This window comes from endosymbiont of Galathealinum brachiosum, from assembly GCA_003349885.1.
Taxonomy (GTDB): Bacteria; Pseudomonadota; Gammaproteobacteria; order SZUA-229; family SZUA-229; genus SZUA-229.
On sequence record QFXC01000013.1, the window covers coordinates 283,857 to 309,258 of the forward strand.

The 25,402-nt window shown below is 39.9% G+C and carries 27 protein-coding genes; 9 read left to right on the plus strand and 18 right to left on the minus strand.

What is annotated here, in order from left to right:
• Nucleotides 1-16 precede the first annotated feature (16 nt).
• Nucleotides 17-1,018 (plus strand): diguanylate cyclase response regulator, encoded by a 1,002-nt coding sequence (locus tag DIZ80_14070; GenBank protein RDH81228.1) that lies wholly within the window; start codon nt 17-19, stop codon nt 1,016-1,018.
• Between the two features lie 21 nt (nt 1,019-1,039).
• Here DIZ80_14070 and DIZ80_14075 read toward each other — a convergent pair whose 3' ends face one another.
• The 8 genes from DIZ80_14075 to DIZ80_14110 form a co-directional block, all read right to left on the minus strand.
• Complete coding sequence (locus DIZ80_14075) at nt 1,040-1,420, minus strand: aspartate 1-decarboxylase (GenBank protein ID RDH81229.1); 381 nt, start codon at nt 1,418-1,420, stop codon at nt 1,040-1,042.
• A 154-nt stretch (nt 1,421-1,574) separates the two neighbouring features.
• Entirely contained in the window at nt 1,575-2,420 is an 846-nt protein-coding gene (locus DIZ80_14080) for a pantoate--beta-alanine ligase (protein RDH81230.1), read from the minus strand.
• A gap of 33 nt (nt 2,421-2,453) precedes the next feature.
• Nucleotides 2,454-3,272: a 3-methyl-2-oxobutanoate hydroxymethyltransferase gene (panB, locus tag DIZ80_14085; GenBank protein RDH81231.1), complete on the minus strand. Its 819-nt coding sequence runs from the start codon at nt 3,270-3,272 to the stop codon at nt 2,454-2,456.
• A 103-nt stretch (nt 3,273-3,375) separates the two neighbouring features.
• On the minus strand, nt 3,376-4,020 hold the full coding sequence (locus tag DIZ80_14090; GenBank protein ID RDH81232.1) for a deoxynucleoside kinase: 645 nt from the start codon (nt 4,018-4,020) through the stop codon (nt 3,376-3,378).
• Nucleotides 4,007-4,507: a 2-amino-4-hydroxy-6-hydroxymethyldihydropteridine diphosphokinase gene (folK, locus tag DIZ80_14095; protein RDH81691.1), complete on the minus strand. Its 501-nt coding sequence runs from the start codon at nt 4,505-4,507 to the stop codon at nt 4,007-4,009. Before folK ends, DIZ80_14090 begins: the two co-directional genes overlap by 14 nt.
• Before the next feature lie 28 nt (nt 4,508-4,535).
• A complete protein-coding gene (locus DIZ80_14100; GenBank protein RDH81233.1) occupies nt 4,536-5,831 on the minus strand; it encodes a polynucleotide adenylyltransferase PcnB in 1,296 nt (431 codons plus the stop codon).
• 226 nt (nt 5,832-6,057) lie between these two features.
• Entirely contained in the window at nt 6,058-7,359 is a 1,302-nt protein-coding gene (locus tag DIZ80_14105; GenBank protein RDH81234.1) for an ammonia channel protein, read from the minus strand.
• 96 nt (nt 7,360-7,455) lie between these two features.
• On the minus strand, nt 7,456-7,794 hold the full coding sequence (locus tag DIZ80_14110; GenBank protein ID RDH81235.1) for a P-II family nitrogen regulator: 339 nt from the start codon (nt 7,792-7,794) through the stop codon (nt 7,456-7,458).
• Between the two features lie 469 nt (nt 7,795-8,263).
• Here DIZ80_14110 and DIZ80_14115 point away from each other — a divergent pair, with 469 nt between their 5' ends.
• Both DIZ80_14115 and DIZ80_14120 read left to right on the plus strand, forming a co-directional pair.
• On the plus strand, nt 8,264-8,773 hold the full coding sequence (locus DIZ80_14115; GenBank protein ID RDH81236.1) for a hypothetical protein: 510 nt from the start codon (nt 8,264-8,266) through the stop codon (nt 8,771-8,773).
• Between the two features lie 132 nt (nt 8,774-8,905).
• Entirely contained in the window at nt 8,906-9,808 is a 903-nt protein-coding gene (locus tag DIZ80_14120) for an FAD:protein FMN transferase (protein ID RDH81237.1), read from the plus strand.
• 40 nt (nt 9,809-9,848) lie between these two features.
• On the opposite strand, the gene DIZ80_14125 is transcribed toward DIZ80_14120, so the two are convergent.
• The 10 genes from DIZ80_14125 to DIZ80_14170 form a co-directional block, all read right to left on the minus strand.
• Complete coding sequence (locus DIZ80_14125) at nt 9,849-10,241, minus strand: RNA-binding protein (protein ID RDH81238.1); 393 nt, start codon at nt 10,239-10,241, stop codon at nt 9,849-9,851.
• Nucleotides 10,231-11,244 carry a hypothetical protein gene (locus DIZ80_14130; GenBank protein RDH81239.1) on the minus strand — a complete coding sequence of 338 codons (1,014 nt, stop codon included), beginning with the start codon at nt 11,242-11,244 and terminating at the stop codon, nt 10,231-10,233. Before DIZ80_14130 ends, DIZ80_14125 begins: the two co-directional genes overlap by 11 nt.
• A 228-nt stretch (nt 11,245-11,472) precedes the next feature.
• Nucleotides 11,473-13,383, minus strand: a complete 1,911-nt coding sequence (locus DIZ80_14135; GenBank protein ID RDH81240.1) for a molecular chaperone HtpG — start codon at nt 13,381-13,383, stop codon at nt 11,473-11,475.
• Between the two features lie 112 nt (nt 13,384-13,495).
• Complete coding sequence (locus tag DIZ80_14140) at nt 13,496-15,331, minus strand: hypothetical protein (protein RDH81241.1); 1,836 nt, start codon at nt 15,329-15,331, stop codon at nt 13,496-13,498.
• A 106-nt stretch (nt 15,332-15,437) separates the two neighbouring features.
• A complete protein-coding gene (locus DIZ80_14145; protein RDH81242.1) occupies nt 15,438-15,782 on the minus strand; it encodes a 50S ribosomal protein L19 in 345 nt (114 codons plus the stop codon).
• Nucleotides 15,783-15,813: 31 nt separating this feature from the next.
• Nucleotides 15,814-16,554: a tRNA (guanosine(37)-N1)-methyltransferase TrmD gene (gene trmD, locus DIZ80_14150; GenBank protein ID RDH81243.1), complete on the minus strand. Its 741-nt coding sequence runs from the start codon at nt 16,552-16,554 to the stop codon at nt 15,814-15,816.
• Nucleotides 16,551-17,084, minus strand: coding sequence for a ribosome maturation factor RimM (locus tag DIZ80_14155; protein ID RDH81244.1), 534 nt, complete (start codon nt 17,082-17,084; stop codon nt 16,551-16,553). The genes trmD and DIZ80_14155 overlap by 4 nt, the downstream gene beginning before the upstream one ends.
• A 30-nt stretch (nt 17,085-17,114) precedes the next feature.
• Nucleotides 17,115-17,369, minus strand: coding sequence for a 30S ribosomal protein S16 (locus DIZ80_14160; GenBank protein RDH81245.1), 255 nt, complete (start codon nt 17,367-17,369; stop codon nt 17,115-17,117).
• Nucleotides 17,370-17,650: 281 nt separating this feature from the next.
• Nucleotides 17,651-19,009, minus strand: a complete 1,359-nt coding sequence (locus DIZ80_14165) for a signal recognition particle protein (GenBank protein ID RDH81246.1) — start codon at nt 19,007-19,009, stop codon at nt 17,651-17,653.
• 35 nt (nt 19,010-19,044) lie between these two features.
• Nucleotides 19,045-19,815, minus strand: a complete 771-nt coding sequence (locus DIZ80_14170) for a 3',5'-cyclic-nucleotide phosphodiesterase (GenBank protein ID RDH81247.1) — start codon at nt 19,813-19,815, stop codon at nt 19,045-19,047.
• Between the two features lie 240 nt (nt 19,816-20,055).
• On the opposite strand from DIZ80_14170, the gene DIZ80_14175 reads away from it, so the two are divergent.
• From DIZ80_14175 to DIZ80_14200, 6 genes are all read left to right on the plus strand, one after another.
• The gene (locus DIZ80_14175; GenBank protein RDH81248.1) at nt 20,056-20,862 is read left to right on the plus strand and encodes a cytochrome C biogenesis protein; all 807 of its coding nucleotides are present in this window, start codon (nt 20,056-20,058) and stop codon (nt 20,860-20,862) included.
• A gap of 5 nt (nt 20,863-20,867) precedes the next feature.
• On the plus strand, nt 20,868-22,184 hold the full coding sequence (locus tag DIZ80_14180) for a magnesium/cobalt efflux protein (protein ID RDH81249.1): 1,317 nt from the start codon (nt 20,868-20,870) through the stop codon (nt 22,182-22,184).
• Nucleotides 22,171-23,532: a DNA repair protein RadA gene (locus tag DIZ80_14185; protein RDH81250.1), complete on the plus strand. Its 1,362-nt coding sequence runs from the start codon at nt 22,171-22,173 to the stop codon at nt 23,530-23,532. The genes DIZ80_14180 and DIZ80_14185 overlap by 14 nt, the downstream gene beginning before the upstream one ends.
• 204 nt (nt 23,533-23,736) lie before the next feature.
• Nucleotides 23,737-24,030, plus strand: a complete 294-nt coding sequence (locus DIZ80_14190) for a hypothetical protein (protein RDH81251.1) — start codon at nt 23,737-23,739, stop codon at nt 24,028-24,030.
• A gap of 226 nt (nt 24,031-24,256) precedes the next feature.
• Nucleotides 24,257-24,490 carry an exodeoxyribonuclease VII small subunit gene (locus DIZ80_14195; protein RDH81252.1) on the plus strand — a complete coding sequence of 78 codons (234 nt, stop codon included), beginning with the start codon at nt 24,257-24,259 and terminating at the stop codon, nt 24,488-24,490.
• Nucleotides 24,491-24,493: 3 nt separating this feature from the next.
• On the plus strand, nt 24,494-25,399 hold the full coding sequence (locus DIZ80_14200; protein ID RDH81253.1) for a (2E,6E)-farnesyl diphosphate synthase: 906 nt from the start codon (nt 24,494-24,496) through the stop codon (nt 25,397-25,399).
• Nucleotides 25,400-25,402: the final 3 nt, after the last annotated feature.

Here is a 25,402-nt window from a genome sequence, read left to right on the forward strand (position 1 = left end):
TGCTGAAAAACAAAGTATGAGTAAAAACGACATAATTAATACCGATAAGATCATTAGAATTATGCTGGTAGACGATCAACCGATTATTGCTGAAGGCATACGTCGGATGTTAGCCAATGAAACAGATATGGAACTTACTTATATCGAAGACCCCGCACTGGCCATTGAAAGCGCGGTTGATCTCGATGCTACGATAATACTACAGGATCTTGTCATGCCAGATGCAGACGGTATGACTTTATTGCGGTTTTACAAAGCCAATCATGAAACCCGTGATATACCGGTTATTGTTTTGTCATCTAAAGAAGAAGCCACGACTAAAAGTGAAGCGTTCAGTTATGGTGCAAGTGACTATCTGGTTAAACTCCCCGATGAAATAGAGCTCATTGCCCGTATTCGCTCTCATGCAAAAAACTATATATTACAGAAAGAGCGTGACTCTGCATTTTACGCCCTGAGTCAGCTAAAAAAACAACTCGAATCAAGTAATAAACAATTACACAAGTTATCCATGCAAGATGGCCTTACAGGCATCTCTAATCGTCGTCACTTTGACGAACAACTTGAATCAGACATGGATGATGCCAGAGAAAACCAGACGCCTGTCACCTTAATTCTCATGGATATAGATTACTTCAAAGTATTTAATGACAGTTATGGCCATCAACTTGGAGATGAATGCCTGAAAGAGGTTGGAGCACTACTGGCTAAAGCCTGCTTTAATCCTCAGGATATGGCTGCCCGTTATGGTGGTGAAGAATTTGTCGTATTATTACCGGGTACCACTGAAATCAATGCATTGAAAGTTGCTAAACGCTTTGCCGAATCTTTAAAGAAAGCGCAGATTGAACATAAAGACTCTGATGCAAATGAGTATGTCACCGTTAGCATGGGAATTGCGACACATGATAAAGGCAGTAAATACGATGTGAAAAGTTTAATCGAGGACGCAGACAAAGCGCTTTATAAAGCAAAAGAAAATGGTCGAAATCGAGTTGAACTGGCGTCAGAGAACTAGATATAACACCGTAGACAGTGTTTAAGCCACCTGCACAGGTATACGGTCACTAGTATGAGTAATCTGGTTTTGCTCATTCAAATAAACCAGCTTAGGCTTGAAATTAGCAACTTCTTTCTGATCTAACTGTGTATAACAACAGATAATAATACGGTCACCCGGGCTCGCTTTATGAGCCGCTGCGCCATTTACTGAAATCATTCCACTACCGTCTTCACCTCTAATAGCATACGTTGTGAAACGATTACCATTTGCCAGGTTATATATCTGAATTTGCTCATATTCATGAATACCCGCCTCATCCAGTAGTTTTCCATCAATCGCACAGGAGCCTTCATACTCTAACTCTGAGAGCGTGACGTGGGCTTGATGTAATTTGGCTTTGAGCATGGTCAGGTGCATAGATATTCCTGTTCAAACTTTATAACTGACGAAAACACTAATTATGATGGAATCAGACGATTCTATCAAGTTTAGATTTTGCTTATATATAGGTATATAGCTGATTTAAGTGAGATTATCCCGAATAATTGAATAATCTTCTTCGAATGCCTGACTAATCGATTATCAGATTATCAATAAGTCGCACCTCACCCAGACGAGCAGCAGCCAGTACTAGACGATTTGTGCTTTTTTTATCGGATATTTTCAAATTTAATCGATCTCTTACTGATATATACTCAACTTCAAACCCGTAACTCTGAAGTTCATTTTTTGCCTGTACTTCTAATTCAGACAAGGCCTGCTCACCTTGTAAAACCTGTCTGGATACCTGTTGTAATGCAGCATACAATTTAGGTGCAAGGCCTCTTTGCTCGTCACTTAAACGGGAGTTTCTCGAACTCATTGCCAGGCCATCGGCTTCACGACAGGTTGCAACCGATTGAATTTCAACTGGCATATTTAAATCTTCTACCATTTTTCTTATTAACAACAACTGCTGAAAATCTTTTTCACCAAAAAAGGCAATATCAGGCTGTACTAAATTAAATAGTTTATTCACTACCGTTGATACACCATCAAAATGACCGGGACGATGTTCACCTTCCAGTTCCTGTGTTATTTCCGGAACACATATTTTTGTCGTCGCCAGCTGCCCATTTGCATACATCATTTCACTATCAGGCAAAAACAGTAAATCTGTCTGTGCTGTGATGAGTTTTTTCTGATCTGCATCCAGTGTTTTCGGGTATCCATCAAAATCACTCTTTTCGTTAAACTGCAGAGGATTTACAAAAATACTGACAACAACTTTATCGCAAAGTAATCTGGCCTGATTTATCAGTACAATATGACCTGCATGTAAGTGTCCCATAGTTGGAACAAATGCAATTCGTTGACCATCTAACTGCCATTGTTTAGTTGATTGTTTTAAAGAAGGTATGGTTTTAGATATTTTCATATGCACATAATAGTAGAGTGAATATTCTACTATTTAATTAAAGGTATGCTCATTGTCTGGAAATTTTTCACTTTTAACTTCTTCAATATATAATTCGACAGCCTGTTGAATTGAGTTAGCCTGCTGCATATAATTTTTTGAAAACTTTGGAATACGCCCAGCAGAAATACCTAGAATGTCATACAACACCAAAATTTGGCCATCGGTCTGATTACCAGCACCAATACCAATTACAGGTATACCTGACTGCTCGGTTACCTTGTTTGCCAACTCGGCCGGAACACACTCCAACAATAATAAATCAGCTCCCGCCTGTTCTAACACACGAGCATCATTCAACATTTTTTCAGCGGCAACAGCATCACGCCCCTGAACCTTATAACCACCGAGTTTATGAACTCTCTGTGGCTGTAAACCTAAATGTGCACAAACAGGAATCCCCAGACGAGTTAATGTCTCGACCAGTTCTTTCTGGTCTGCTCCACCTTCAAGCTTGACCATATTTGCACCACACTCTTTCATAAAGCGCCCTGCATTTTCTACTGCTTGCTGGGTGGATGCATCTGACATAAATGGCATATCAAGAATTAATAATGCCCGTTTCAATCCACGAGAAACAACCTGACCGTGATATATCATTTCATCCATAGTGACTGGTATAGTTGAATCCAGCCCCTGAATAACCATGCCCAGTGAATCCCCAACCAATACAATATCAGCTCCCGCATCATCTAATAATTGAGCAAAACTCACATCATAAGCAGTGAGACAGGCAATTTTATCATTACCTTCTTTCATTTCACGCAATGTATTAATAGTGACCTTAGCGTTTTTTTTGGGTTGTGTGCTCATGACTGCTTCTTATATCACTTTGTAGGTGCTCCTTCAGGTGCACATTATATTAAATTCCATATTACCCCATGTGCACCTAAAGGAGTACCTACAGGGATTATGATTAAATTAACTCAGGCTGAGGATTATAATAATGTCTTCCGCTATTTATAGACTTAAGTCGTTGCAATAATTGCTGATAATCATTTTCATTATTTGCAAAATCAATATCTGCCGCGTTAACAATTAACAATGGCGCATCGCTGTAATGATAAAAAAAATCTACATAAGAATCAGACAGTCTTTGTAAATACGCAGCTTCAATTAATCGCTCATGCTGTATGCCTCGATTTTCAATACGTCCCAGTAATACCTCTACTGGTGCCTGTAGATAAACCACTAAATCAGGTTCAGGCACATCAATCGTTAACTGATCATATACCTGCTCATATAATTTTAGCTCATCTTCATCTAAAGTGAGCTCGGCAAACAAACGATCTTTTTCCATTAAAAAATCGGCAATGCGCACAGGATTAAACATATCTGCCTGACGCAGCTCCTGCATCTGTCTTGCTCTTTGCAGTAAAAAAAATAACTGTGTAGATAATGCGACTGCTTTTGGATTTTCATAAAAGCGAGTCATAAAAGGATTGTCAGCTGCACCTTCAAGCAGTAACTCACTACCAAAACTATGTGCCAGTTTTTTTGCAAGTGTTGTTTTACCAACTCCTATAGGACCTTCTACAACAATAAATTCAGGCTTTTCCATTAAACTCACTCACTTTTTCTAACGCCTGATGACTAACATTGTCTAACATTTTTTTAAAAAATCCTTTACCCGGAATTTCTAATTCGGGAGAAATCTGAAATAGTGGCAACAGCACAAAATTTCTATTTTCAATTTCATTATGAGGCACAACTAAACGTTCAGTTCTAATCTGCTGATTACCATACAACAGAATATCCAGATCAATTGTTCTTGCACCCCAGCGTTTTTCTCTGATTCTACCCTGCTCTGATTCAAGCTGCTGTAGTGAATCCAGCAATAATTCTGCTGTGAGCGTTGTCTCTATTTCAATAACCGCATTTAGATAATCATTTTGTGGTTCATTGTCTAATGTTAATGCTTTGCTTTGATAAATAGATGAACACTGCTGCAATATTGTATCGGGTAATTCGGCAATTTTTTCTTTTGCATTGTTAAGTTGCTGCAATGGATTATTCAGATTACTACCAAGACCGATATAACACCGCATTGTTGAATTTAAGGGCATTAACCTGAACTCACTTATCCTTAGAGGCGGTTTTCTTTTTTCGCGCTTTAGCTTTTGCTGGTTTTAATAGAATATCCTGCTCCTGCGGCCCTAAGGTCTGTATCCGGGTCCACCATTCACAACTATCATCATTTACTTCACCCGCCTTACTTCTAATGCACATAAAGTCATAAGCTGCGCGAAATTTTTTATGCATTAATAATGATTTAGCACGTCGACCATGTCTAAATTTAAATCGATGCTGCATTTGCCAGATATCACGAGCAACCATACTAAAGCGTTTTGGAATGGTAATCGTTCTAACCTGTTGTGATAAAACCATCGAACTGGCATTTTGCATAGCAATCGTTCCTGGTTCACCCGACTGCTTTAAATCTTCTGAAAGTTTATCAACCGCAGCCCATAACATTGCCGCAAACAAAAATGCGGGAGTAACAGGTTTACCCTGATTAATCCGTTTATCTGTACTTTCAAGTGCCAGATGTATAAACGTTTCAAACTGCTCATTACCCTGCTTTAAGGCATCATCTGCTGATTTAAATAAATACTGCAATAAATCATATTTACGTAATAACTGTAGAGAAACAACACCCTGACCTGAGTGAAACAGTTTCAAAACTTCATCATACAGGCGTGCAGGTGGAATATCCGCTAACAAATGCCCTAGTTCAAATATAGGCTGTTCAGAATCATGATGTATTGTAAAACCGAGTTTTGCAGCAAACCGTATGGCTCTCAACATACGCACTGGATCTTCACGGTATCGAGTTTGTGGGTCACCAATTAATTGCAGCACTTTATTTTTTATATCATCCATTGCCGATGTGTAATCAACAATGGAAAAATCAGCTATATCATAATAGAGCGCATTAACGGTGAAATCTCTACGCCAGACATCATCTTCTAACTGACCGTAAACATTATCACGCAAAATACGTCCACTATCATCATGTGCTCTGTCTACTTCAATGTCATTCTTATTCTCATCTACCTGAGAAGCTCTGAAGGTTGCAACCTCGATTATGTCACGTCCAAAAAACACATGAGCCAGACGAAAACGCCGACCAATCAAACGGCTATTGCTAAAGAGTTTTTTAACGTCCTCAGGAAGCGCATCAGTCGCAATATCAAAGTCTTTTGGCGCATGACCGAGCAACAGATCACGCACGCCACCCCCAACCAGCATCGCACGATAACCCGCTTTATGCAGGCGATATAAAACCTTCAATGCAGTATCGTCAATATTATCCCTGGAAACAGCGTGTTCGGGACGGGGGATTATTTTAGGCTGGGTAATTTTTGCAATCTTTTAGTTAAATTATTCAGTGAGATATTAGCATAAGAGAAGTCATAAGTCGTAAATCGAAAGTCCTAAGTCTTAAGTCAAAAGCAAAAAAAGCTGTAATTCTGAGTATTTACGAAAAAATCTGATGTGACGCACTAACATTTAGCTTCGCTACATCAGATTCTTCATCTTCGCTCAGAATGACAGCTTTTTACTTACAACCTTTACTTATGACTGACGACTATCTTTATAAGTCATACCCTCTTTCTTCGTGAAGTACGATATCCAGACCTTCAATTTCTTCTTCTTCAGTAACACGCAGCCCAATCATGGCATCAATTACTTTAAGAATTACCCAGCTTACGACTGCAGTGAAAATGATAGTAGCGATGACACCAATAAACTGTACTTTAAGCTGACCCGCTATAGAGGTAATACCATCAGCGAAACCATAACCACTAAAAACACCCAGACTTGTCGCAGAAAATACTCCAGCCAATAATGTGCCTAATATTCCACCTACACCGTGAACGGGAAAGACATCAAGTGAGTCATCAATTTTCAATACGCGCTTAATATACTGAGTAGCTGTAAAGCACACGCCACCTGCAAGTAAACCTATAATTAAAGCACCACCAGGACCAACAAAGCCAGACGCTGGAGTAATTGTGCCTAAACCAGCAACCATACCTGTAACAACACCTAATGCACTCGGCTTACCAAATCGAAACCATTCAATCGCCATCCAGGTCATTGCACCGGTTGCAGCAGAAATATGTGTCACTAACATCGCCATGGATGCATTACCATTAGCAGAAAGCGCACTACCACCATTAAAACCAAACCAGCCTACCCACAACATACCTGCACCGGCAATCGCCATAGTCATATTATGTGGCATCATTGCCGTGCCGGGAAAACCACGACGTGGACCTATCACAATAGCCGCCACCAGTGCCGCAACACCTGCTGTTATATGGACAACTATACCGCCCGCGAAATCATACAATCCCATTTGGTATAACCAGCCACTTTCACTCCAGACCCAGTGTGTAACAGGAACATAAACCAGTAACAACCAGACACCACTAAATAACAACATGGCAGAAAACTTCATACGTTCAGCAAATGCACCAATAATCAATGCGGGCGTAATTATGGCGAAAGTCATTTGAAACAGCATAAACAATGATTCGGGTATAGTGCCCGAGACCGTATTACGCTCTAAACCAGATAACATGACCTTACTAAAATCACCAATAAACGCATTACCTTCACCAAATGCCAGGCTGTAACCCACCGTCAACCAGAGTATGGACACCATACCGGCAATGGCAAAACACTGCATTAATACTGACAGTACATTACGTGAACGTACCAAACCGGCATAAAACATTGCCAGACCCGGCAGTGTCATAAATAATACCAGTGCAGTAGCGGCCATTATCCAGCCTGTATCTGCACCATTCATAGCGTCTTCAGCAAATGCCGATACCGGCAATAAAAGCAGCAGACAGGTTGCAATAAATTTCGAATATGCTTTTTTCATATTTCATTATTTCCTAATACAAAAATCTAGAATAATACTTTTTATAGCTACTGTTTAAAGTAGCTATATAACTTTTTATTTAAATAAGACTCTTAACTAGATAGCTTCTTCACCAGATTCACCCGTTCGAATACGGATAACCTGCTCAAGATCAGATACAAAAATTTTACCATCACCGATTTTACCTGTGTTAGCTGCATCCCTTACTGCATCAATCACCTGTTCGAGCGCATCAGCTTTTATAGCGATATCAATCTTAACCTTAGGTAGAAAGTCCACTACATATTCAGCACCGCGATATAACTCAGTATGACCTTTTTGTCTGCCAAACCCTTTAACTTCCGTTACGGTTATACCTTGAACACCTATTTGAGCGAGTGATTCCCGCACTTCATCCAGCTTAAATGGCTTGATGATTGCTGTTACCATTTTCATATTTTGCCCTTATTTTTACTAAAATAAATAGAATGCACTACTTTTGAGCGTCTAACGCACCAAGCGAGCGCAATGCACCGAAATCTACCATATTTATAATATTTTTACAGCAATATAACTCCACCTATAACTCTCATGCTCTTAAAAATGCTCTAAAAACCCGTATCTTGCAAAAAAATAGAAAAACGAGATTATTCAATATGGTTGAGCGCCAGGCTTATTTCTTTAGCTTTCTTCTATCAGAATTTATATCAATATTTTTTGATTATCGAAATACACAATAACTGATGCACAACAACGGGTAATTTATAAAGGAATTCAGTATATTTGAGAGCGCTATCACAGTTCCACTGAAGACATTTGAAATCAATTAAATTGCAGCATTTAATGAAACCTTAAGGAAAGATAAACTAAAATACAAAAGCCACAATTTAAACAATCTTATATTAATGCATTCTTATGCAGCACAATGATTTGGAGAAATTTCATGTTTAATCCGCTCAGGTCTTTTTATAGCGTTATTACACTGCTATTAATTACCGTCTCGTCACAATCTTTCGCTCAAAAAGCACCGGATTTTTCACTCAATGGTGATAAAGGCAAGATACAGTTATCTAATTATAAGAATAAGGTAGTTTACGTTGATTTCTGGGCATCCTGGTGTAAACCCTGCCAAAAATCATTCAGTTTTATGAATGACATGCAGAGTCGATACGGAAAAAAAGGTTTTGAAATAATTGCTATTAACCTTGATAGCGATCGACCTGCCGCTAAAAAATTCCTAAAGAAAAATCCTGCTAAATTCAAAATTGCTTACGACCCTGAAGGTAAAACACCTGACATGTACAAATTAAAAGTAATGCCGACTTCCTATTTGATTGATCGAAGAGGAAACTTAGTAAATGTACATAAAGGTTTTAAAGACAATCAGAAAAATCAACTTGAAAAAACAATCGTTCAGGCACTAAACAAAAAATAAACACTTACAATATTATTAACAGCTGTTATTGAATTAACAGTTGTTAATAATAACTATACTTACAAAACATTCTATACACATCTCTACATTCTATGTAAGGTTATATCGCACTCATTCATTAACTCACTAGCTATGGCTGTTCAAGTGAACGATATAACAATAGAAATTAAAAAAAATCATAGTATTGGTCGCTTTAATGCAATGGCATGTCCTTGCGAAATTCTGCTTGAAACATTAGATAAAGAACTTATAACATTAATTACAAAACATGCTTATAACGAAGCTAAACGTATAGAAAATAAATTTAGCCGTTATAGAACAGACAATATTATTTACGCTATAAACAACTCTAATGGCACACCCGTTGACGTTGATGATGAAACCACATTAATGTTTAATTTTGCCGATCAGTGTTTTGAATTAACTGATGGAAAATTTGATATCACATCAGGAGTATTACGAAAAATATGGCAATTTGATGGTAGCGATAACATCCCTACACAAGAGCAGGTAAATGAAATAATACCTAAAATAGGCTGGAAAAAAGCGATCTGGAACCCCCCATCAATCACCCTGCCTAACGACATGGAAGTAGACCTGGGGGGCATAGGTAAAGAATACGCGGTGGATTCAACTGCTAAAATATTAAACAAATATACTGACCACAGTTTTCTGATTAATTTTGGTGGCGATATAGCCTGTAACAAACCAAGAAAAGAGAACACGCCCTGGACAATAGGCGTGGATAACCCCGAACATACCGGTGAAAAATCAGCTGGTAAACTAGCATTGTATAACGGCGGATTAGCAACATCCGGAGATGCAAGACGTTACCTTATTAAAAACAGGGTCCGGTATAGCCATATACTCGACCCAAAAACAGGGCACCCCATCCCAGATGCGCCTCGATCTGTTACCGTAATAGCTAACACATGTATAGAAGCAGGAATGATCTCTACATTTGCTATGTTGCACGGGAAGGATGCTGTTGATTTTCTTGAAGCTCAGAATGTTAAGTACTGGTGTATACCTTAAAAGGTATATTTTCATATCAGAAAAAATACAATGTGATTTTTTAGTTTTCTGTACGTTTTAATTTCACTATTTGCCTGCGTTGTTTTTTACTCGGGCGTTTTTCACTATAGGGCATATTTGCATTTAATATTTTCAATGATTGAGCCAGTTTACTTCGCTTATCAATACTTTCTTCACTTTCTGCATAAAGCATTTTAGCCTCAACAGAGGGTCTTCTATTTTTATTAAGCCCTTCTATGGTGATTGAAAACTCAAACTGCCCACGGGTAATTTGCAAGTGATCGCCAACTTTAATATTACGAGATGGTTTAACCCTGTCTCCGTTTAAATGCACTTTACCACCTGAAACTGCTTCCGCGGCTAATGAGCGTGTTTTAAAAAAACGAGCAGCCCATAACCACTTATCTAATCTTTGCTGACCATCAGTTTCCATAAGCAATGTGTTTTCTAAATATTGAAACAACTGGTGCTAATAATATCAACCATAGGACAGAACCAAAGAAGTAACGCTTTTTATCATCTTCGTTAGCCTTACCAAAAATTCCACTTGTTACTTCAATATTTTTTAAATCACTCTGAACATTAGCCAGATGAGCAGCCTCACCCACATTTAAAGCCAGTTTTTCTTTTTTACTTTTAAGATCAATTGCACCGCGATTAACCTTTACAAACAAACCTTTACTATTTACATCAAGACTACCATCACAACCATATTGCTGTAATACACGTATAGCATATTCTGTACCACGCACACCGACTGTAGCTAATGGTGTATGCATTTCATAAATATCGTCGGCCATTTTTCCAATAGTCCCTGTGATTTTTTTAACACTACCCTTAATTAGATAAATAACACTACGATTACCGCCACGTAATAACTGATAATCTTCTATTAACATTTCACTGTTACAGCGTAAATCTATTTTCGCCTCATCTATCATATTTAAACGAATAAAACCTTTAACACCCGTAAAAACCCTGTCACCAACAAATATTTCACTACCTATATCAAGATCTCGCTTTTTATTTTTATTAGAGATTACGAATGTTTTACCTCTGTTTTTTATAACCTGTCCGACTGCCTGTATTCGTTTAAAAGCAACTGGTTTATTGACTGATGGTGACTTAAAACCTGAAGAAGTGGCTGGTAGCTCAATACGTTCACCTACCTGAATTTTTGTAGCATCCGCACCAATAAATGCATGTGGATTTACTCGAACTACTTTTTTAATTATTTTACCCCATTGATCCTGCTGACCGGGATAGAGAACTTTAACAATGCTAAATATGCTCTGGCCTGGTTGCACATATAAATAGCGTTTCTGTGTATTGAATTTACCAGAGGCGGATACATTAAATGAAAGCAACAAACAAAGTAGCAACAACCCGGACAGGCCGCTTTTAAGAATAGAAAATAAGGTAGTAGATTTATACATTTTGACAGGCTAATAGTTTAAACATTTCCCTGTTAATCGTTTTAAGTAGCGAAATTATAGTTCTATCACCACTACTTTTCATCCACTTTTCCAAAGAAATGCTCATTTTGATAACTGGTAAACAAAAAATGCCCACCCTTTTGGGTGAGCATTTTAATTTCAATACACCTTTACTATTTTTATCTGATCCTAAAATTCATTCATCTCAGATAAAAACAAACAGTAAACCTATGTATTTAACATATCATTTACACGTTTAACATATGCGGCAGGATCTTCTAACTGACCACCTTCAGCTAACATAGCCTGATCAAATAGAATATGTGACCAATTTTCAAATTTTTCCTGGTCAGCCATATCTTTCAACTGCTTAATCAGTTTATGCTCTGGATTAATCTCCAGAATTGGCTGACTTGGAGGAACATCCTGGCCTGCTGCACGCATAATTTGCTGCATCTGCATACCCATGTCATTTGAATCCAGAACCAGACAGGATGGAGAATCGGTTAGTCGATGCGTGATACGAACTTCTTTGGTTTTGTCTACAAGCTTTTCTTTCATTAGCTCAACAATACCTTTCAAATCTCCTTCAGCTTTTTCCTGAGCTTTCTTTTCTTCTTCATCTTCAAAACTACCCAGATCAAGATCACCCTTCGCAATATTCTGTAATGACTTACCTTCAAAGTCCATCAAATGCTGAACTAGCCACTCATCTATGCGATCTGATAATAACAGCACCTCCAGCCCTTTACCTTTAAATACTTCCAGATGAGGGCTGTTTTTGGCTGATACATGACTATCGGAGGTGATGTAATAAATCTGCTCCTGACCTTCTTTCATACGGCCAATATATTCTTCCAGGGAAACCGTCTGCTCTGCACTACCTGTTTCAGTAGTCGCAAAACGGAATAACTTAGCAATGCGCTCTTTGTTTGCAAAGTCCTCTATAGGGCCTTCTTTCATGACATTACCGAATGCTTTCCAGAAAGTGGCATATTGCTCAGCATCATTCTTTGCCATTTTTTCAAGTAAACCTAACACCTTTTTAACAGATGCAGATTTAATTTTATCAATCACTTTATTGTGCTGTAAAATCTCACGGGATACATTTAACGGCAGATCATCTGAATCAATCACACCACGAATAAAACGTAAATATTGAGGCATTAGATGATCGGTATCATCCATAATAAATACACGTTTTACGTATAATTTAATTCCCTGCTTACGATCACGCTCATACATATCAAACGGTGCTTTAGCAGGAATATATAATAGTGAAGTATATGCCTGACTCCCTTCAACCTTATTATGACTCCACGTCATAGGCGCCTCAAAATCATGAGCTATATGTTTATAAAACTCATGGTATTCTTCATCCTTAATTTCACTTTTTGCACGCGCCCATAATGCAGAAGCTTTATTAACGACTTCATTTTCTGGAACAACTACTTCATCTTTAGTTTCTTCATCTTCTGAAACAGGCTCCGGATCTTTAGGCATAGTAATAGGCAGAGAGATATGATCAGAATAAGTGTGAATAATTGTTTTTAAACGCCAGCTATCAAGAAATTCTTCTTCAGCTTCACGAATGTGCAGAATAATATCCGTACCACGTGCATCTTTTTCTATCGTTTCCAGTGTGTAACTACCTTCACCTTCAGATTCCCACAAAACTGCCTGATCAGCAGCCTGCCCAGCACGGCGAGACTTAACTGTTACCTTGTCAGCAACAATAAAAGTTGAGTAGAAACCCACGCCAAACTGACCGATCATATGAGAGTCTTTCATCTGGTCGCCGGTTAAAGAATCCAGGTATTTTTTAGTGCCTGAGTTTGCGATTGTACCGATATTATCAACAATCTCTTCACGAGACATACCAATACCGTTATCAGAAATCGTAAGTGTTTTCGCTTCTTTATCAAATTCGATATGAATTTTAAGCTCTGAATCACCCCCATAAATATCATCATTACCCAGTGCTTCAAAACGCAATTTGTCACATGCATCTGATGCATTTGATACCAACTCACGTAGGAATATTTCCTTGTTTGAATACAGAGAGTGAATCATCAGCTTAAGCAGCTGTTTCACTTCTGCCTGGAATTCGAGGGTTTCTTTATAGGCTTCGACGCTCATTAGGGACTCCGAGAAAAATCATTAATATTAAATTTATAAACTGCTCTCTCAGATGGGGGGGTATAAGGCAAAATTCAACCCCTGATTTTTTTAATATTGATATACAAAGATATTAAGACTGACGTTGTAGCTGAATTGCCTGTAAACGCTGCCCTATCACCGCTTTTCGCGCCGCATTTTGAGTGATTTTCAGCAAATGTAAATATCGTTGTTTTGCATCTTCATATAATCCTGCCTCAAATAGACTTTCCGCAGCTCTAAATGTAGCTGTGTGATACCAGGGGTCATATATATTATCAGGTGAACGAGCTGATTTAAGGAACAGAAATGCTGCCTGATCATATTGTTTCAGGCCATGATATGACTCAGCTTTCCAGAACATAAGCTCACGGTTTAAACGAACATCATCTACTCGTTTTTGTAATTGATTAAATAAATCTAACGATATCTGATGCTGTTCAACCGCCTGCAAATCAAATACGACCTGTAAATATTTTTCTGCCTGAAATGATTCAATTTCATCATGACTTAACATTTCACTTAAAACGTTAGCCCCTTGTTTAAATGAACCACTTAATATTAGCACCCTCGCTCGACGAAGGCTCCAGTCAAACTGAGGCTGGTCTTCTGGAGGCTGTTTAAGATCTGACATTAAAGCAGCTGCTGCTTTGACATTTGAGCGAGAAAGATTGAAATCGATCAAACGATAACGCACCTCGGGAACCACATCAGATATATTCGAAATATATTCTGATTGAGTAAAAAGATGATTAACCAGTGTTAAGGGCTGCTGATTAATATCGATTAATTTTACAAGTTGTTTCATTGAAAGCTCACGATGCTTTTTTTGCCCTGCTTTTATTGACAGCACTGCAAACAATGACTTGGCCGTTAATGGATCAGACTGAAATAAATTACTACCTAGCGCATACCAGCTAACATCATCACCTTTTAACAGGCCTTTTTTATTCGCTACTAAATTACCTTTCTTAAAATAAAGCTCCCATAAGCTATCTGCATTTATATTAATACCGCCTATACGAATTAAAGAGTCAGAAAGACCAGACTGCTGTTGCGGCAACAAAACTTCAAGCATTATTATAGCCTGATCAATTTCATCAGCTGCAAGGGCAGCAACAAGAGCCACATACTGAAATAAACTCTTGCGAATTTCATCTTCACTAATACTTGCAAGAACCAGTTGTGCACTGTCCAGTGCATTTAGAGGAGATATCATTTTTGCATTTATTTTTGCCAATAATGCCAGCGCCTGTGCTTCAGGCTTATCAATCTGTTTTAATAATAAAATAGCTTCTTTATATTGCTTTAACTGAATCAACAACTCTGCCTGTAACTGCAACCAGCTTACACCATCTTCGTTTTGTAATTCACCATAGTCCTGCTGATAACGGCGCATGGCAATTTGTGCATCTTTTGTATTGGATTGATTTAAATATATCTGAATAATAATACGTCGCCATGCAGCATATGTATTGGTACGCACCAGACTACTGGCATTCCATAATAACTGACGCGTTTTTGAAAGAGCGAGCTGATATTGTTTTAATTCTATCAATGCTCGTAATTGCTCTGTTAAAAACCAGTTTCTATCTGCTGTAGCTACTTTGAAACTGGCAAGATTTTTACTTTGCTGATTTACACGTGCATCTATAGCTTTCCATAGATGCATATATTTTAATAATGAAACACGTTTCTGCTCCCAGTAAAGCCAGCTCAACGGAGCTTCCTTATTATATTCAGGTTGTTCACGCCTGATATAATTTAACGCAAGCCCAGGCGCACGCAAACTGACTAACTCATCTATATTTTCAAAGTGCTTAAGTCTTTTTTCCTGTGTTTTGTCTTCTAATACATCCTGACTTTCTTCAGCAAGCAGGGGCTGAAGAAACAATAGAAACATGAAAAAAAATAGTTTGATACTTTTCATAAAAGCAGTACAAATAATCCTGTAGGCTCAAGGTTTAAAAATATAACGGGCACAAAAAAAGGGACACACAGCCCCTTTTTTTATATCACCTGTCGCAAAAAGAAACTTATAACTTTTCTTTAATACGTGCAGCCTTACCAGTAAGACCACGAAGATAATAAAGCTTGGCACGACGTACTTTACCGTGACGCTTAACTTCAATTTTGCCAATCATTGGGCTGTGTGTCTGAAAAACACGTTCAACACCTTCACCGTTCGAAATCTTACGAACTGTAAATGCTGAATGCAGACCACGGTTACGCTTAGCAATTACAACACCTTCAAATGCCTGTAAACGCTCACGATCACCTTCTTTAACTTTAACCTGTACGATAACGGTATCACCTGATGAAAATGCAGGGATATCTGTTTTCATCTGTTCCGCATTAATTGCTGCGATGATGTTGCTCATGGTCTTACTCCACCAATATATAAAATTTATGTTAAGAGTTGCTATGTTCCTGTTGAAAGGCTTCTAACAACTGCTTCTGTTCATCTGTCAGGTTTAAGGCGTCTATTAAATCCGCTCGCCTTAACCAGCTTCGCCCCAGACTCTGCTGCAATCTCCACCGATCTATATCTCGATGATTTCCACTAAGCAGTACCTGTGGCACTTTACGACCATCAATCTCTTCTGGTCGCGTGTAATGAGGGCAATCTAACAAGCCCTGCATAAACGAATCCTGTTGTGCTGAATTTTCATCCCCCAATACACCGGGAATCATTCTAGCTATCGCATCTATCAACACCAGTGCGGGTAACTCCCCTCCACTTAGTACATAATCCCCAATCGACCATTCTTCATCAACATGGGATTCGATAATACGTTCATCTATTCCTTCATAGCGACCGGCGATTATAATCAAACCCGGTTGCTCAGCGAATTTCACTACATCCTGCTGAGTGACTTTTCTGCCCTGTGGGCTCATGTAAATCACCCGACTATTCGCCGCTTTCTTCTTCGCACCCTCTATTGCTAACTTAAGTGGTTCCACTTTCATTAACATGCCGGGACCACCACCATATGGGCGATCATCAACGGTGCGATGTTTATCTTTTGTATAATCTCTCGGGTTCCAGCTATTTAACTGAATCTGGCCGTTTTTAACCGCCCTGCCCAAAACACCTACATCCGCAACGCTCTCCACCATTTCTGGGAACAATGTTACGACATCAAATCTCAAAACTCTGGATCCCAGTCAACAGTGATAATCTCTGTTAAGAGGTCTACCTCAATAACGGCATTACCTACGGTAAATGGGATTAATCGTTCCCTGTCACCCTTAACGACCAATACATCATTGGCGCCGGTTTCAAGCAAATGATGAACTGAGCCTAACTCAACACCTTCTGTGGTCACTACTTTCAGCCCCGTCAGTTGATGCCAGTAATATTCACCCGGTTTCAGCTTATCTAACTGATCTGGGTAAATAGCAATTTCATCACCCTGGTAAAGCATTGCTTCATCACGATCATCTAATCCGGCTATCTTGGCAACAACGGTTTTACCCTGACGTTTTCCGCCAGCAAGTTCTACTTTGCGCCACTTTCCCTGGTGTTTTATTTGCCAGGTGCCGTATTTGACTATTTTCTCTCTCGGGTCGGTAAAAGAATGCACCTTTACCCAGCCCTTCACACCAAAAACGCCGGATATATTACCCAGCGAAATTAGTCGATTTTCATCAGACCCATCGATTGTAGCCTGCTCAGCCATTAGCTTGCCTGCAATACAACCAGAAAGATCTTAAGCAGCAGTTGCTTTACGCGCTTGCTTGATCAGGTTTGCAACGCGATCTGACGTGCCTGCACCCTGGCCAACCCAGTGATCAATACGATCAAGGCTGATTTCAAGGTTCTTTTCAGCACCTTTTGCCATAGGATTAAAGAAACCTACACGTTCGATGTAACGACCATCACGTGGCATACGTGAATCTGTTACAACTACATGATAAAAAGGCTTTTTCTTAGCGCCGCCGCGTGATAAACGAATGGTTACCATTAGTATCTATCTCAAAATTAGTTAATCTGTGTCCACAAAATGACCTTCCGGTCACGGGAAAAGCGGGATTTTAGTGGTTTTTGGGGATGTTAGCAAGTGCTAATTGACTCTTTTTTCAGGACTCGCTTTCAAAACAAAAAAACACAGAAGAAAAAGAAAACACAAATATACGAAAAAAACAGCAAAAGCCCTTTATAGCGCAGTATGCCGCAGACATACAAACAAAACATTCGCGTTTATTAGCCTGTATTTGTGTTTTCGTGTTCTTTTGACTTTAAAGATTACATGCCCATGCCAGGCGGCATCTTACCCTGCATAGCACGCATCATTTTTTTCATGCCGCCGCCTTTCATCTTCTTCATCATTTTTTTCATCTGCAACTGCTGCTTCATTAGTTTATTCACATCCTGCACCTGCACACCAGCACCTGCAGCAATACGTTTTTTACGAGAACCTTTGATAACATCAGGAAACGCTCTTTCCTGCGGAGTCATAGACTGGATAATAGCAATAAGACGCTTGATATCTTTATCATTAACTTTGTCTTTTATAGCACCCATTTTGCCACCCATACCCGGCATTTTATCTAGCAGACCTCCCAGCCCACCCATATTCATCATTTGCTCCATCTGTGCTCTCAGGTCATTAAAATCAAAACCTGTGCCTTTTTTAAATTTGCTCGCGAGTTTTTCAGCTTCTTTAACATCAACACTTCGCTGAACCTCTTCTACCAGACTCAGCACATCACCCATACCGAGTATTCTGGATGCCAGACGATCAGGATAGAATGGCTCTAAAGCATCAACTTTTTCACCCGCACCTAAAAACTTAATCGGTTTACCCGTAATCTGTCGTATTGATAAAGCCGCACCACCTCGTGCATCACCATCCGTTTTGGTAAGCACAACACCCGTTAATTCCAGTGCGTCATTAAATGCTTTAGCCGTATTCGCCGCATCCTGACCTGTCATACTATCAACAACAAACAGGGTCTCTACCGGGTTAACTGCCTGATGGATTTGCTGTATTTCACCCATCATTTCTTCATCAATATGTAATCGACCGGCGGTATCAACTAACAGCACATCCTGAAACTGCTTTTTAGCTGCATCGAGTGCCATATTAGCTATATCAATCGGGCTCTGTTCTTTCTCACTGGGAAAAAAGGTAGCACCAACCTGATCAGCAAGGGTGTGCAATTGCTTGATTGCCGCAGGGCGGTAAACATCACAGCTCACAACCATGACTTTCTTTTTGTGTCGTTCCTGTAAAAGTTTGGCCAACTTGGCTACGGTAGTTGTTTTACCCGCGCCCTGTAATCCGGCCATCAATACTACCGCGGGAGGCTGTGCCGCCAGATTGAGCTCTTCATTAGCCGCACCCATGGTTGCGACCAGCTCATCATTAACTATTTTAATCAGCGCCTGACCCGGAGACAGACTGCTCATAACCTCCTGACCAACCGCCCGTGTTTTCACCCGGTCAACAAAGTCTCGCACAACAGGCAATGCAACATCCGCTTCAAGCAGCGCCATACGCACATCACGCATCGTGTCTTTTATATTATCTTCGGTAATTCGACCCTGACCGCGCAGGTTTTTAATCGTTTTGGAAAGACGATCACTTAGGCTATCAAACATGGTATTAAACGTGTCTTAGTGTAAGAAAGTGGGGATTATATCTGAAAATGATCGTCACTGGCTAAATGACATAACTCATGCTCGTTATTTACTTCATTGCAACACTGTTTAAATATGTGTTCTTCATCTCCTGGTTTGAGATGAGAGACGCCAATTCGTGTTTTATGTTTCAGCTTTTTAAGGTCCTGCGCCAGCAAACTGGGGCAATAATGCTTAGCCAGTCTGGCCAGTTCTATTTCTTCTTCAGAAAAAGCCGTTTCAACTATCATGAAATCAAGGCCTGAATACTGATTTAACCTGTCCCATAAATTATCGTTAGTTGTTGTGTCTCCTGAATAAGCAAAAACCCTGCTTGCAGATTCGACGATATAGGCGGATGCCGGGACAGTATGATTAACATCGACCATCTCTATGTGCCGCTCACCCACACTTACAACATCACCAGGATTCATTTCTATCAATTTTAATGAAGGATTTTCTTTACTGGGTAATTCTGTAAAATCTGGCCAGAGCTGCCAGTTAAAAATATGTTCTTTTAATGTTTTTATCGTTTCAGCCCGCGCATAAACCAGCAGTGGCTGATCCTGTAAGTCTGAAAATAAAGTATCAACTAATAACGGGATACTTAATACATGGTCCATATGACTATGGGTAATAAATATGTGTTTCAACTGATGCATTTCCTGCAGCGACAGATCACCCACACCGGTGCCCGCATCCAGCAAAATATCGTCATCAATCATATAAGATGAGGTATGCAGTCCCTGGCCAATGCCACCACTACACCCCAAAACACGTAATTTCATAGGGTCTCCCTAAGGACCATAATTTCAAAAACACCTAAGACTTTATTAGATGCTAGCACGACACAGCAAATTTGCAGTGAAAAAAGGCTGTAAATTGATGAACTTAACGGTTTTTTCACGATTATGTCCATTAACTGCTCATATAGTGAACACTACCTGGAATCTTAGCTTTCCACTCATCCTTTCTTTACCTTATAATAAGCACACGTAATAATTTAAATGAGTTAATTTTTAAACTTAATGGACGCAATTACAGGGCTTATTGCTTTTACACTTTATCTGGTTTCCACTCTGGGGCTATTACTGCGCCTGAAGGGTCGTGCCTTTTTCACACAGAAACCCATCGCTTATTTATTACTGCCCGGTTTTGCTGCAGTTACCTTACATAGCATTGTTCTTTATAAAAACCTGATAGGGATTAATGGCTTTCAGTTTGGTTTTTTTGAAGCCGCTTCATCAGTGGCCATGGTCATCAGCTTACTGATATTACTAATTTCCATAAAACGTAGAACAGAAATTCTGGCTATCGTAATTTTACCCATTGCGGCTATTACATTATTAACTCAAAGCATATCACCTTCCAGCTACATGCTGCCTTACGATGCACCACAAGGCCTGAAGATTCATGTGCTGGTATCTATTATTGCTTATAGCCTGCTGGGCTTTGCAGCCAGTATGTCAATTGTCTTATCACTGCAAAACCGCATGTTACATAACCACCACCCGGGTGGTTTAATGAAAAAATTACCACCATTGCAGGTAATGGAAAAACTTCTATTTGATTTCATCTTTGCAGGCTTTATTGGTTTAACACTGGCGCTATTAAGTGGCTTCGTATTTTTAGACGATCTGTTTGCTCAACATCTGGTTCATAAAACCGTACTCAGTATTGTTGCCTGGCTGGTGTTTGCTATTTTGCTGGTTGGTCGTTTTACTATTGGCTGGCGTGGCCGCACAGCAATACGCTGGACATTAAGCGGATTTGCCAGTTTGATGCTGGCTTATTTTGGCAGCAAATTTGTTTTCGAATTCATTGTAATGTCTTAACTTAAATGGATCATATTTCTTCCGGCACTCTGTATATCGTCCTGAGTCTGCTTATTTTACTCTCTGCTTTTTTCTCCAGTTCAGAAACCGGGCTGATGTCACTGAATCGACATCGCTTAAACTATCTGGCAAAAAATGGTAACCGCGGTGCAAAACTGGCCAGACAACTTCTTAATCGCCCGGACCGTTTACTCGGCCTGATTTTACTCGGCAATAATTTCGTCAACATTCTGGCATCTGCCATCGCAACCATACTGGCGCTGAGATATTTTGGTGAAGCAGGCATTGCAATTGCCACTGGACTTTTAACATTTGTAATATTAATTTTTGCAGAAGTTGCACCAAAAACATTAGCCGCCCTTCATCCTGAACGAATAGCCTTTCCTGCTGCGTATGTTTACACACCTTTATTAAAAATAACCTACCCTCTGGTTTATATTGTTAACCTGATTGCTAATAGCCTGTTACGAATAGTCGGCGTTAGCCCCGAACAAAGACAGAGTGAAGGCGTTAGTGTTGAAGAATTACGCAGTGTTGTTATGGAAACCAGTCAACTAGTGCCACAAAAACACCAGGATATGTTACTGGGCTTACTCAATTTAGAACACACCAGCATCGATGACATTATGGTGCCACGAAATGAAATCACCGCACTTGATTTAAATGAAAGCTGGGATGAACTGGTTGATGATTTAACCACCTGCCAACGTACTCGATTACCCGTTTACCGTGATGACATCAATAACATTATTGGTATTATTCACATGCGCAGAGTCATTAAATTATTAAGCCGAAATGAATTAACCAAAAAAAATCTGGAACTACAAATTCGTGATGCTTATTTTATTCCCGAAGGCACATCTTTGTATCAACAACTAATTAATTTTCAAAAAAATAAACGCCGCACCGCACTTGCAGTAGATGAATACGGTGACATACAGGGACTGGTTACGCTGGAAGATATTCTGGAAGAAGTTGTAGGTGAATTTACCACTGACTCACCCATAAATAATAACAACATAATTAAACAAAATGATGATAGTTATTTAATTGCGGGCAATACACATATTCGTGAAATTAATCGCAGCTTAAATATCTCTTTACCTAGTAAAGGCCCGAAAACACTCAACGGCTTAATACTTGAGCACCTTGAGTCTATACCTACCACCGGAACCAGTTTTTTAATAGCAAATCATCCGATAGAAGTTATAAAAATTCAAAACAATGCCGTTCAAATGGCTCGTTTAATGCCTCGTTTAAATGAAGATAATAATACAGAACATGAAATTACAAATAGTGATGATTTAGATGGCAAAAACTAAACTTCAATATTTATGTAGCAGTTGCGGGTCTGTCCATAATAAATGGGCTGGACAATGCGGCGACTGTGGCGAATGGAATTCACTTGTTGAAAGTGTGTTTGAAAAAGAAAACAACAATACCAGCCCTCGCTTTACCGGTTATGCCGGAAAAGCGTCTGTGCAGAATATGTGTGACATTGAATTACAGGAAGAACCTCGAACACCTACGGGCATTACTGAACTAGACCGGGTTTTAGGCGGTGGCATGGTACAGGGTTCGGTTGTTTTAATGGGTGGTAATCCGGGCATTGGCAAATCAACATTACTAACCCAGACTCTAGCCACACTGGGTGAAAAAATGAACGCCCTGTACGTAACTGGTGAAGAGTCATTACAGCAGGTTACCTTACGTGCCCGCCGTTTGAATTTAGGTGATGACAAATTTCAGTTGCTTGCTGAAACCTGTGTAGAAAGAGTTTTACAACTGGCAAAACAGGCCCGACCTCAGGTTATGGTCATTGATTCCATACAGACTATTTATACCGAATTATCACAGTCTGCTCCCGGCTCAATAACACAGGTAAGAGAAAGTGCTGCTCAGTTAGTCCGTTTTGCAAAACAAACCAATACTGCATTGTTTCTGGTAGGCCACGTAACAAAAGAAGGTACTTTAGCGGGGCCACGCGTACTAGAGCACATGGTCGATACGGTACTCTACTTTGAAGGTGATTCCGGCGAGCGTTATCGAATGATTCGTGCGATAAAGAATCGTTTTGGCGCTGTAAACGAGCTCGGTCTTTTTGCCATGACAGAAACAGGCCTGAAAACAGTTAGCAACCCTTCAGCTATCTTTCTATCACGCCATGATGAGCCGGTAGCAGGCAGCGTAATAACGGTTACCCGTGAAGGCAATCGACCACTTTTAATTGAAGTACAGGCACTGGTTGATGAATCACACCTGGGCAACCCGAGACGAGTAACTCTGGGACTTGATCAAAACCGTTTATCAATGTTACTGGCTGTTTTACATCGCCATGGTGGTCTGGCCATGTATGATCAGGATGTATTTATCAATATAGTTGGTGGGGTTCGCGTCACTGAAACTGCAGCAGATACTGGCATGTTACTGTCTATTCTCTCCAGCTTCAGGGATCGACCTTTACCACAGAAGTTATTCACCTTTGGTGAAATCGGACTGGCTGGTGAAATTCGACCAGTACCTAATGGTCAGGAGCGCCTTAAAGAAGCGGCCAAACATGGTTTTACTCACGCTGTCATACCCAAAGGCAATATGCCCAAACCTCAGGACATACCTGATGATATGGAAATTATTGCCGTAAGCAGGGTGAGTGAACTTCTTGATATTTAAAAATCAACAAAATATAGCTATGTAAATTTTGTCGAAAACACTTACAAAATATTTTGTTATGAAAAAAATACTCACTAGACAACCGTCTAGTTTTAATCGCTATCCTTCTGGTTATCATAGATTTATTTTTCTATGGCAACAGTATTGCTTTAATATTTACGCTATTACTTACTTTTTACTTATACAATCTTTTCAGGTACAAAAATGATAAAAACTAAAAATACCCCTCTATGGGTCTTTCTTGCATTCTCAGCCATTGAAACACGTAAAGGCGCATTACTATTAATATGGTCCTGTGCAATATTTTCTATTTACTGCCTTCCCTGGAGTTTGATGTTAGGCGATTCCATAGGCGAACTGGGTAAACAGATTTTAGTTATCGATGACTGGAGCTGGATAGCCATGATGGCGCCAATGACCCTCTGGTACATCATCAGCCTGATATGGATGGACAAGAACGAAGGCTGGTTAAGTCGACCGGCTGGTGCCAATCCGTAAAACGGCAAAAATCACCGCGAAACTATTTCAGTTCATCCACCTGTAACCACCAGCGTAACAGGTGGATTGCTCTAATTCGTCACATCGACAGTTAAAGAACCCGAAAAATATAAGCTATTTCTAGCTAAAGCCTCTCTTTCAACAACTAAAAAGCACTACCGCTAGCATCAACTCGTTGAAACCAGTAATATACGTCCTCTTAATAACATCACCATGAATACCCTATATGGCACGCAAATCACCGGTTAATTTTGAAAAAGCCATGTCACAACTTGAAGAGCTGGTTGAAGACATGGAGCAGGGAGAGCTTCCACTTGAAGATGCTCTCAAGCACTTTGAAAAGGGCATCTCACTAGCAGCTGACTGCCAGCAGGCTCTCAGTAAAGCGGAGCAGAAAGTCACTCAGTTAATTGAAAAAAATGGTGAATTGCTAGAAAAACCTTTCGAGATTGACGATTAAAGAATGCCTGTTGATTCACAATTTAAAACCTCGCTTAAAGTTTATTGCGAGCGCGTAGACCATCACCTCAATCTCTGGTTGCCAGAGCCCGCTGGCCCTGAAGCTCGACTCCAGGAAGCCATGCGATACTCTGTGGTTGGAGGCGGAGGAAAGAGGGTACGCCCTATCCTTGTCTATGCAGCCGGCCAGGCCCTTAATGTAGAGCCTGAACAACTGGATGCTTGCGCCTGTGCAGTTGAAATTATTCACGCCTACTCTCTGATTCATGACGATCTACCGGCAATGGATGATGATGACTTACGCCGTGGCCGCCCTACCTGCCATGTTGCATTTGATGATGCCACTGCCATTCTTGCAGGCGATGCCCTGCAGGCTTTTGCGTTTGAAGTATTAGCCTCTGATAGCGCGATGCAAACCAGTGCTGGAAATAGAATAGAAATGATTAAATTACTGGCCCAGGCCAGTGGTTCAGTTGGTATGGCTGGCGGTCAGGCTATCGATCTGGGTGCAGTTGGCAAATCACTGGTACTCGAAGAACTGGAAAACATGCATTTACTGAAAACCGGTGCACTGATTCGAGCCAGCGTATTACTCGGTGCTATGTGCAGCCCTAATATTCAGGCAGCAAAACTCGAAGCACTGGATACATACGCACGCTGTGTAGGTCTGGCTTTTCAAATTCATGATGACGTATTAGATGTAACAGCCGATACGGAAACTCTGGGCAAACCACAGGGCTCTGATGAACAGCAAAACAAACCCACCTACCCTGCTTTACTGGGTATAGAGGGAGCCAGAGAAAGAGCTCTCGATTTACATAAACGTGCCATCAAGGCACTTGAAAGCTTTGATGACTCTGCAGATGTTTTACGCCAGCTTTCTGCTTATATTATTGAACGCGGACATTAATAG

Coding starts and splice junctions, on each gene's coding strand:
- DIZ80_14070 (RDH81228.1), top strand. CDS start 17: ATGAGTAAAAACGACATAATTAATACCGATAAGATCATTAGAATTATG.
- DIZ80_14075 (RDH81229.1), bottom strand. CDS start 1,420: ATGCACCTGACCATGCTCAAAGCCAAATTACATCAAGCCCACGTCACG.
- DIZ80_14080 (RDH81230.1), bottom strand. CDS start 2,420: ATGAAAATATCTAAAACCATACCTTCTTTAAAACAATCAACTAAACAA.
- panB (RDH81231.1), bottom strand. CDS start 3,272: ATGAGCACACAACCCAAAAAAAACGCTAAGGTCACTATTAATACATTG.
- DIZ80_14090 (RDH81232.1), bottom strand. CDS start 4,020: ATGGAAAAGCCTGAATTTATTGTTGTAGAAGGTCCTATAGGAGTTGGT.
- folK (RDH81691.1), bottom strand. CDS start 4,507: ATGCGGTGTTATATCGGTCTTGGTAGTAATCTGAATAATCCATTGCAG.
- DIZ80_14105 (RDH81234.1), bottom strand. CDS start 7,359: ATGAAAAAAGCATATTCGAAATTTATTGCAACCTGTCTGCTGCTTTTA.
- DIZ80_14110 (RDH81235.1), bottom strand. CDS start 7,794: ATGAAAATGGTAACAGCAATCATCAAGCCATTTAAGCTGGATGAAGTG.
- DIZ80_14115 (RDH81236.1), top strand. CDS start 8,264: ATGATTTGGAGAAATTTCATGTTTAATCCGCTCAGGTCTTTTTATAGC.
- DIZ80_14120 (RDH81237.1), top strand. CDS start 8,906: ATGGCTGTTCAAGTGAACGATATAACAATAGAAATTAAAAAAAATCAT.
- DIZ80_14125 (RDH81238.1), bottom strand. CDS start 10,241: ATGGAAACTGATGGTCAGCAAAGATTAGATAAGTGGTTATGGGCTGCT.
- DIZ80_14130 (RDH81239.1), bottom strand. CDS start 11,244: ATGTATAAATCTACTACCTTATTTTCTATTCTTAAAAGCGGCCTGTCC.
- DIZ80_14135 (RDH81240.1), bottom strand. CDS start 13,383: ATGAGCGTCGAAGCCTATAAAGAAACCCTCGAATTCCAGGCAGAAGTG.
- DIZ80_14140 (RDH81241.1), bottom strand. CDS start 15,331: ATGAAAAGTATCAAACTATTTTTTTTCATGTTTCTATTGTTTCTTCAG.
- DIZ80_14145 (RDH81242.1), bottom strand. CDS start 15,782: ATGAGCAACATCATCGCAGCAATTAATGCGGAACAGATGAAAACAGAT.
- DIZ80_14155 (RDH81244.1), bottom strand. CDS start 17,084: ATGGCTGAGCAGGCTACAATCGATGGGTCTGATGAAAATCGACTAATT.
- DIZ80_14160 (RDH81245.1), bottom strand. CDS start 17,369: ATGGTAACCATTCGTTTATCACGCGGCGGCGCTAAGAAAAAGCCTTTT.
- DIZ80_14165 (RDH81246.1), bottom strand. CDS start 19,009: ATGTTTGATAGCCTAAGTGATCGTCTTTCCAAAACGATTAAAAACCTG.
- DIZ80_14170 (RDH81247.1), bottom strand. CDS start 19,815: ATGAAATTACGTGTTTTGGGGTGTAGTGGTGGCATTGGCCAGGGACTG.
- DIZ80_14175 (RDH81248.1), top strand. CDS start 20,056: ATGGACGCAATTACAGGGCTTATTGCTTTTACACTTTATCTGGTTTCC.
- DIZ80_14180 (RDH81249.1), top strand. CDS start 20,868: ATGGATCATATTTCTTCCGGCACTCTGTATATCGTCCTGAGTCTGCTT.
- DIZ80_14185 (RDH81250.1), top strand. CDS start 22,171: ATGGCAAAAACTAAACTTCAATATTTATGTAGCAGTTGCGGGTCTGTC.
- DIZ80_14190 (RDH81251.1), top strand. CDS start 23,737: ATGATAAAAACTAAAAATACCCCTCTATGGGTCTTTCTTGCATTCTCA.
- DIZ80_14195 (RDH81252.1), top strand. CDS start 24,257: ATGGCACGCAAATCACCGGTTAATTTTGAAAAAGCCATGTCACAACTT.
- DIZ80_14200 (RDH81253.1), top strand. CDS start 24,494: ATGCCTGTTGATTCACAATTTAAAACCTCGCTTAAAGTTTATTGCGAG.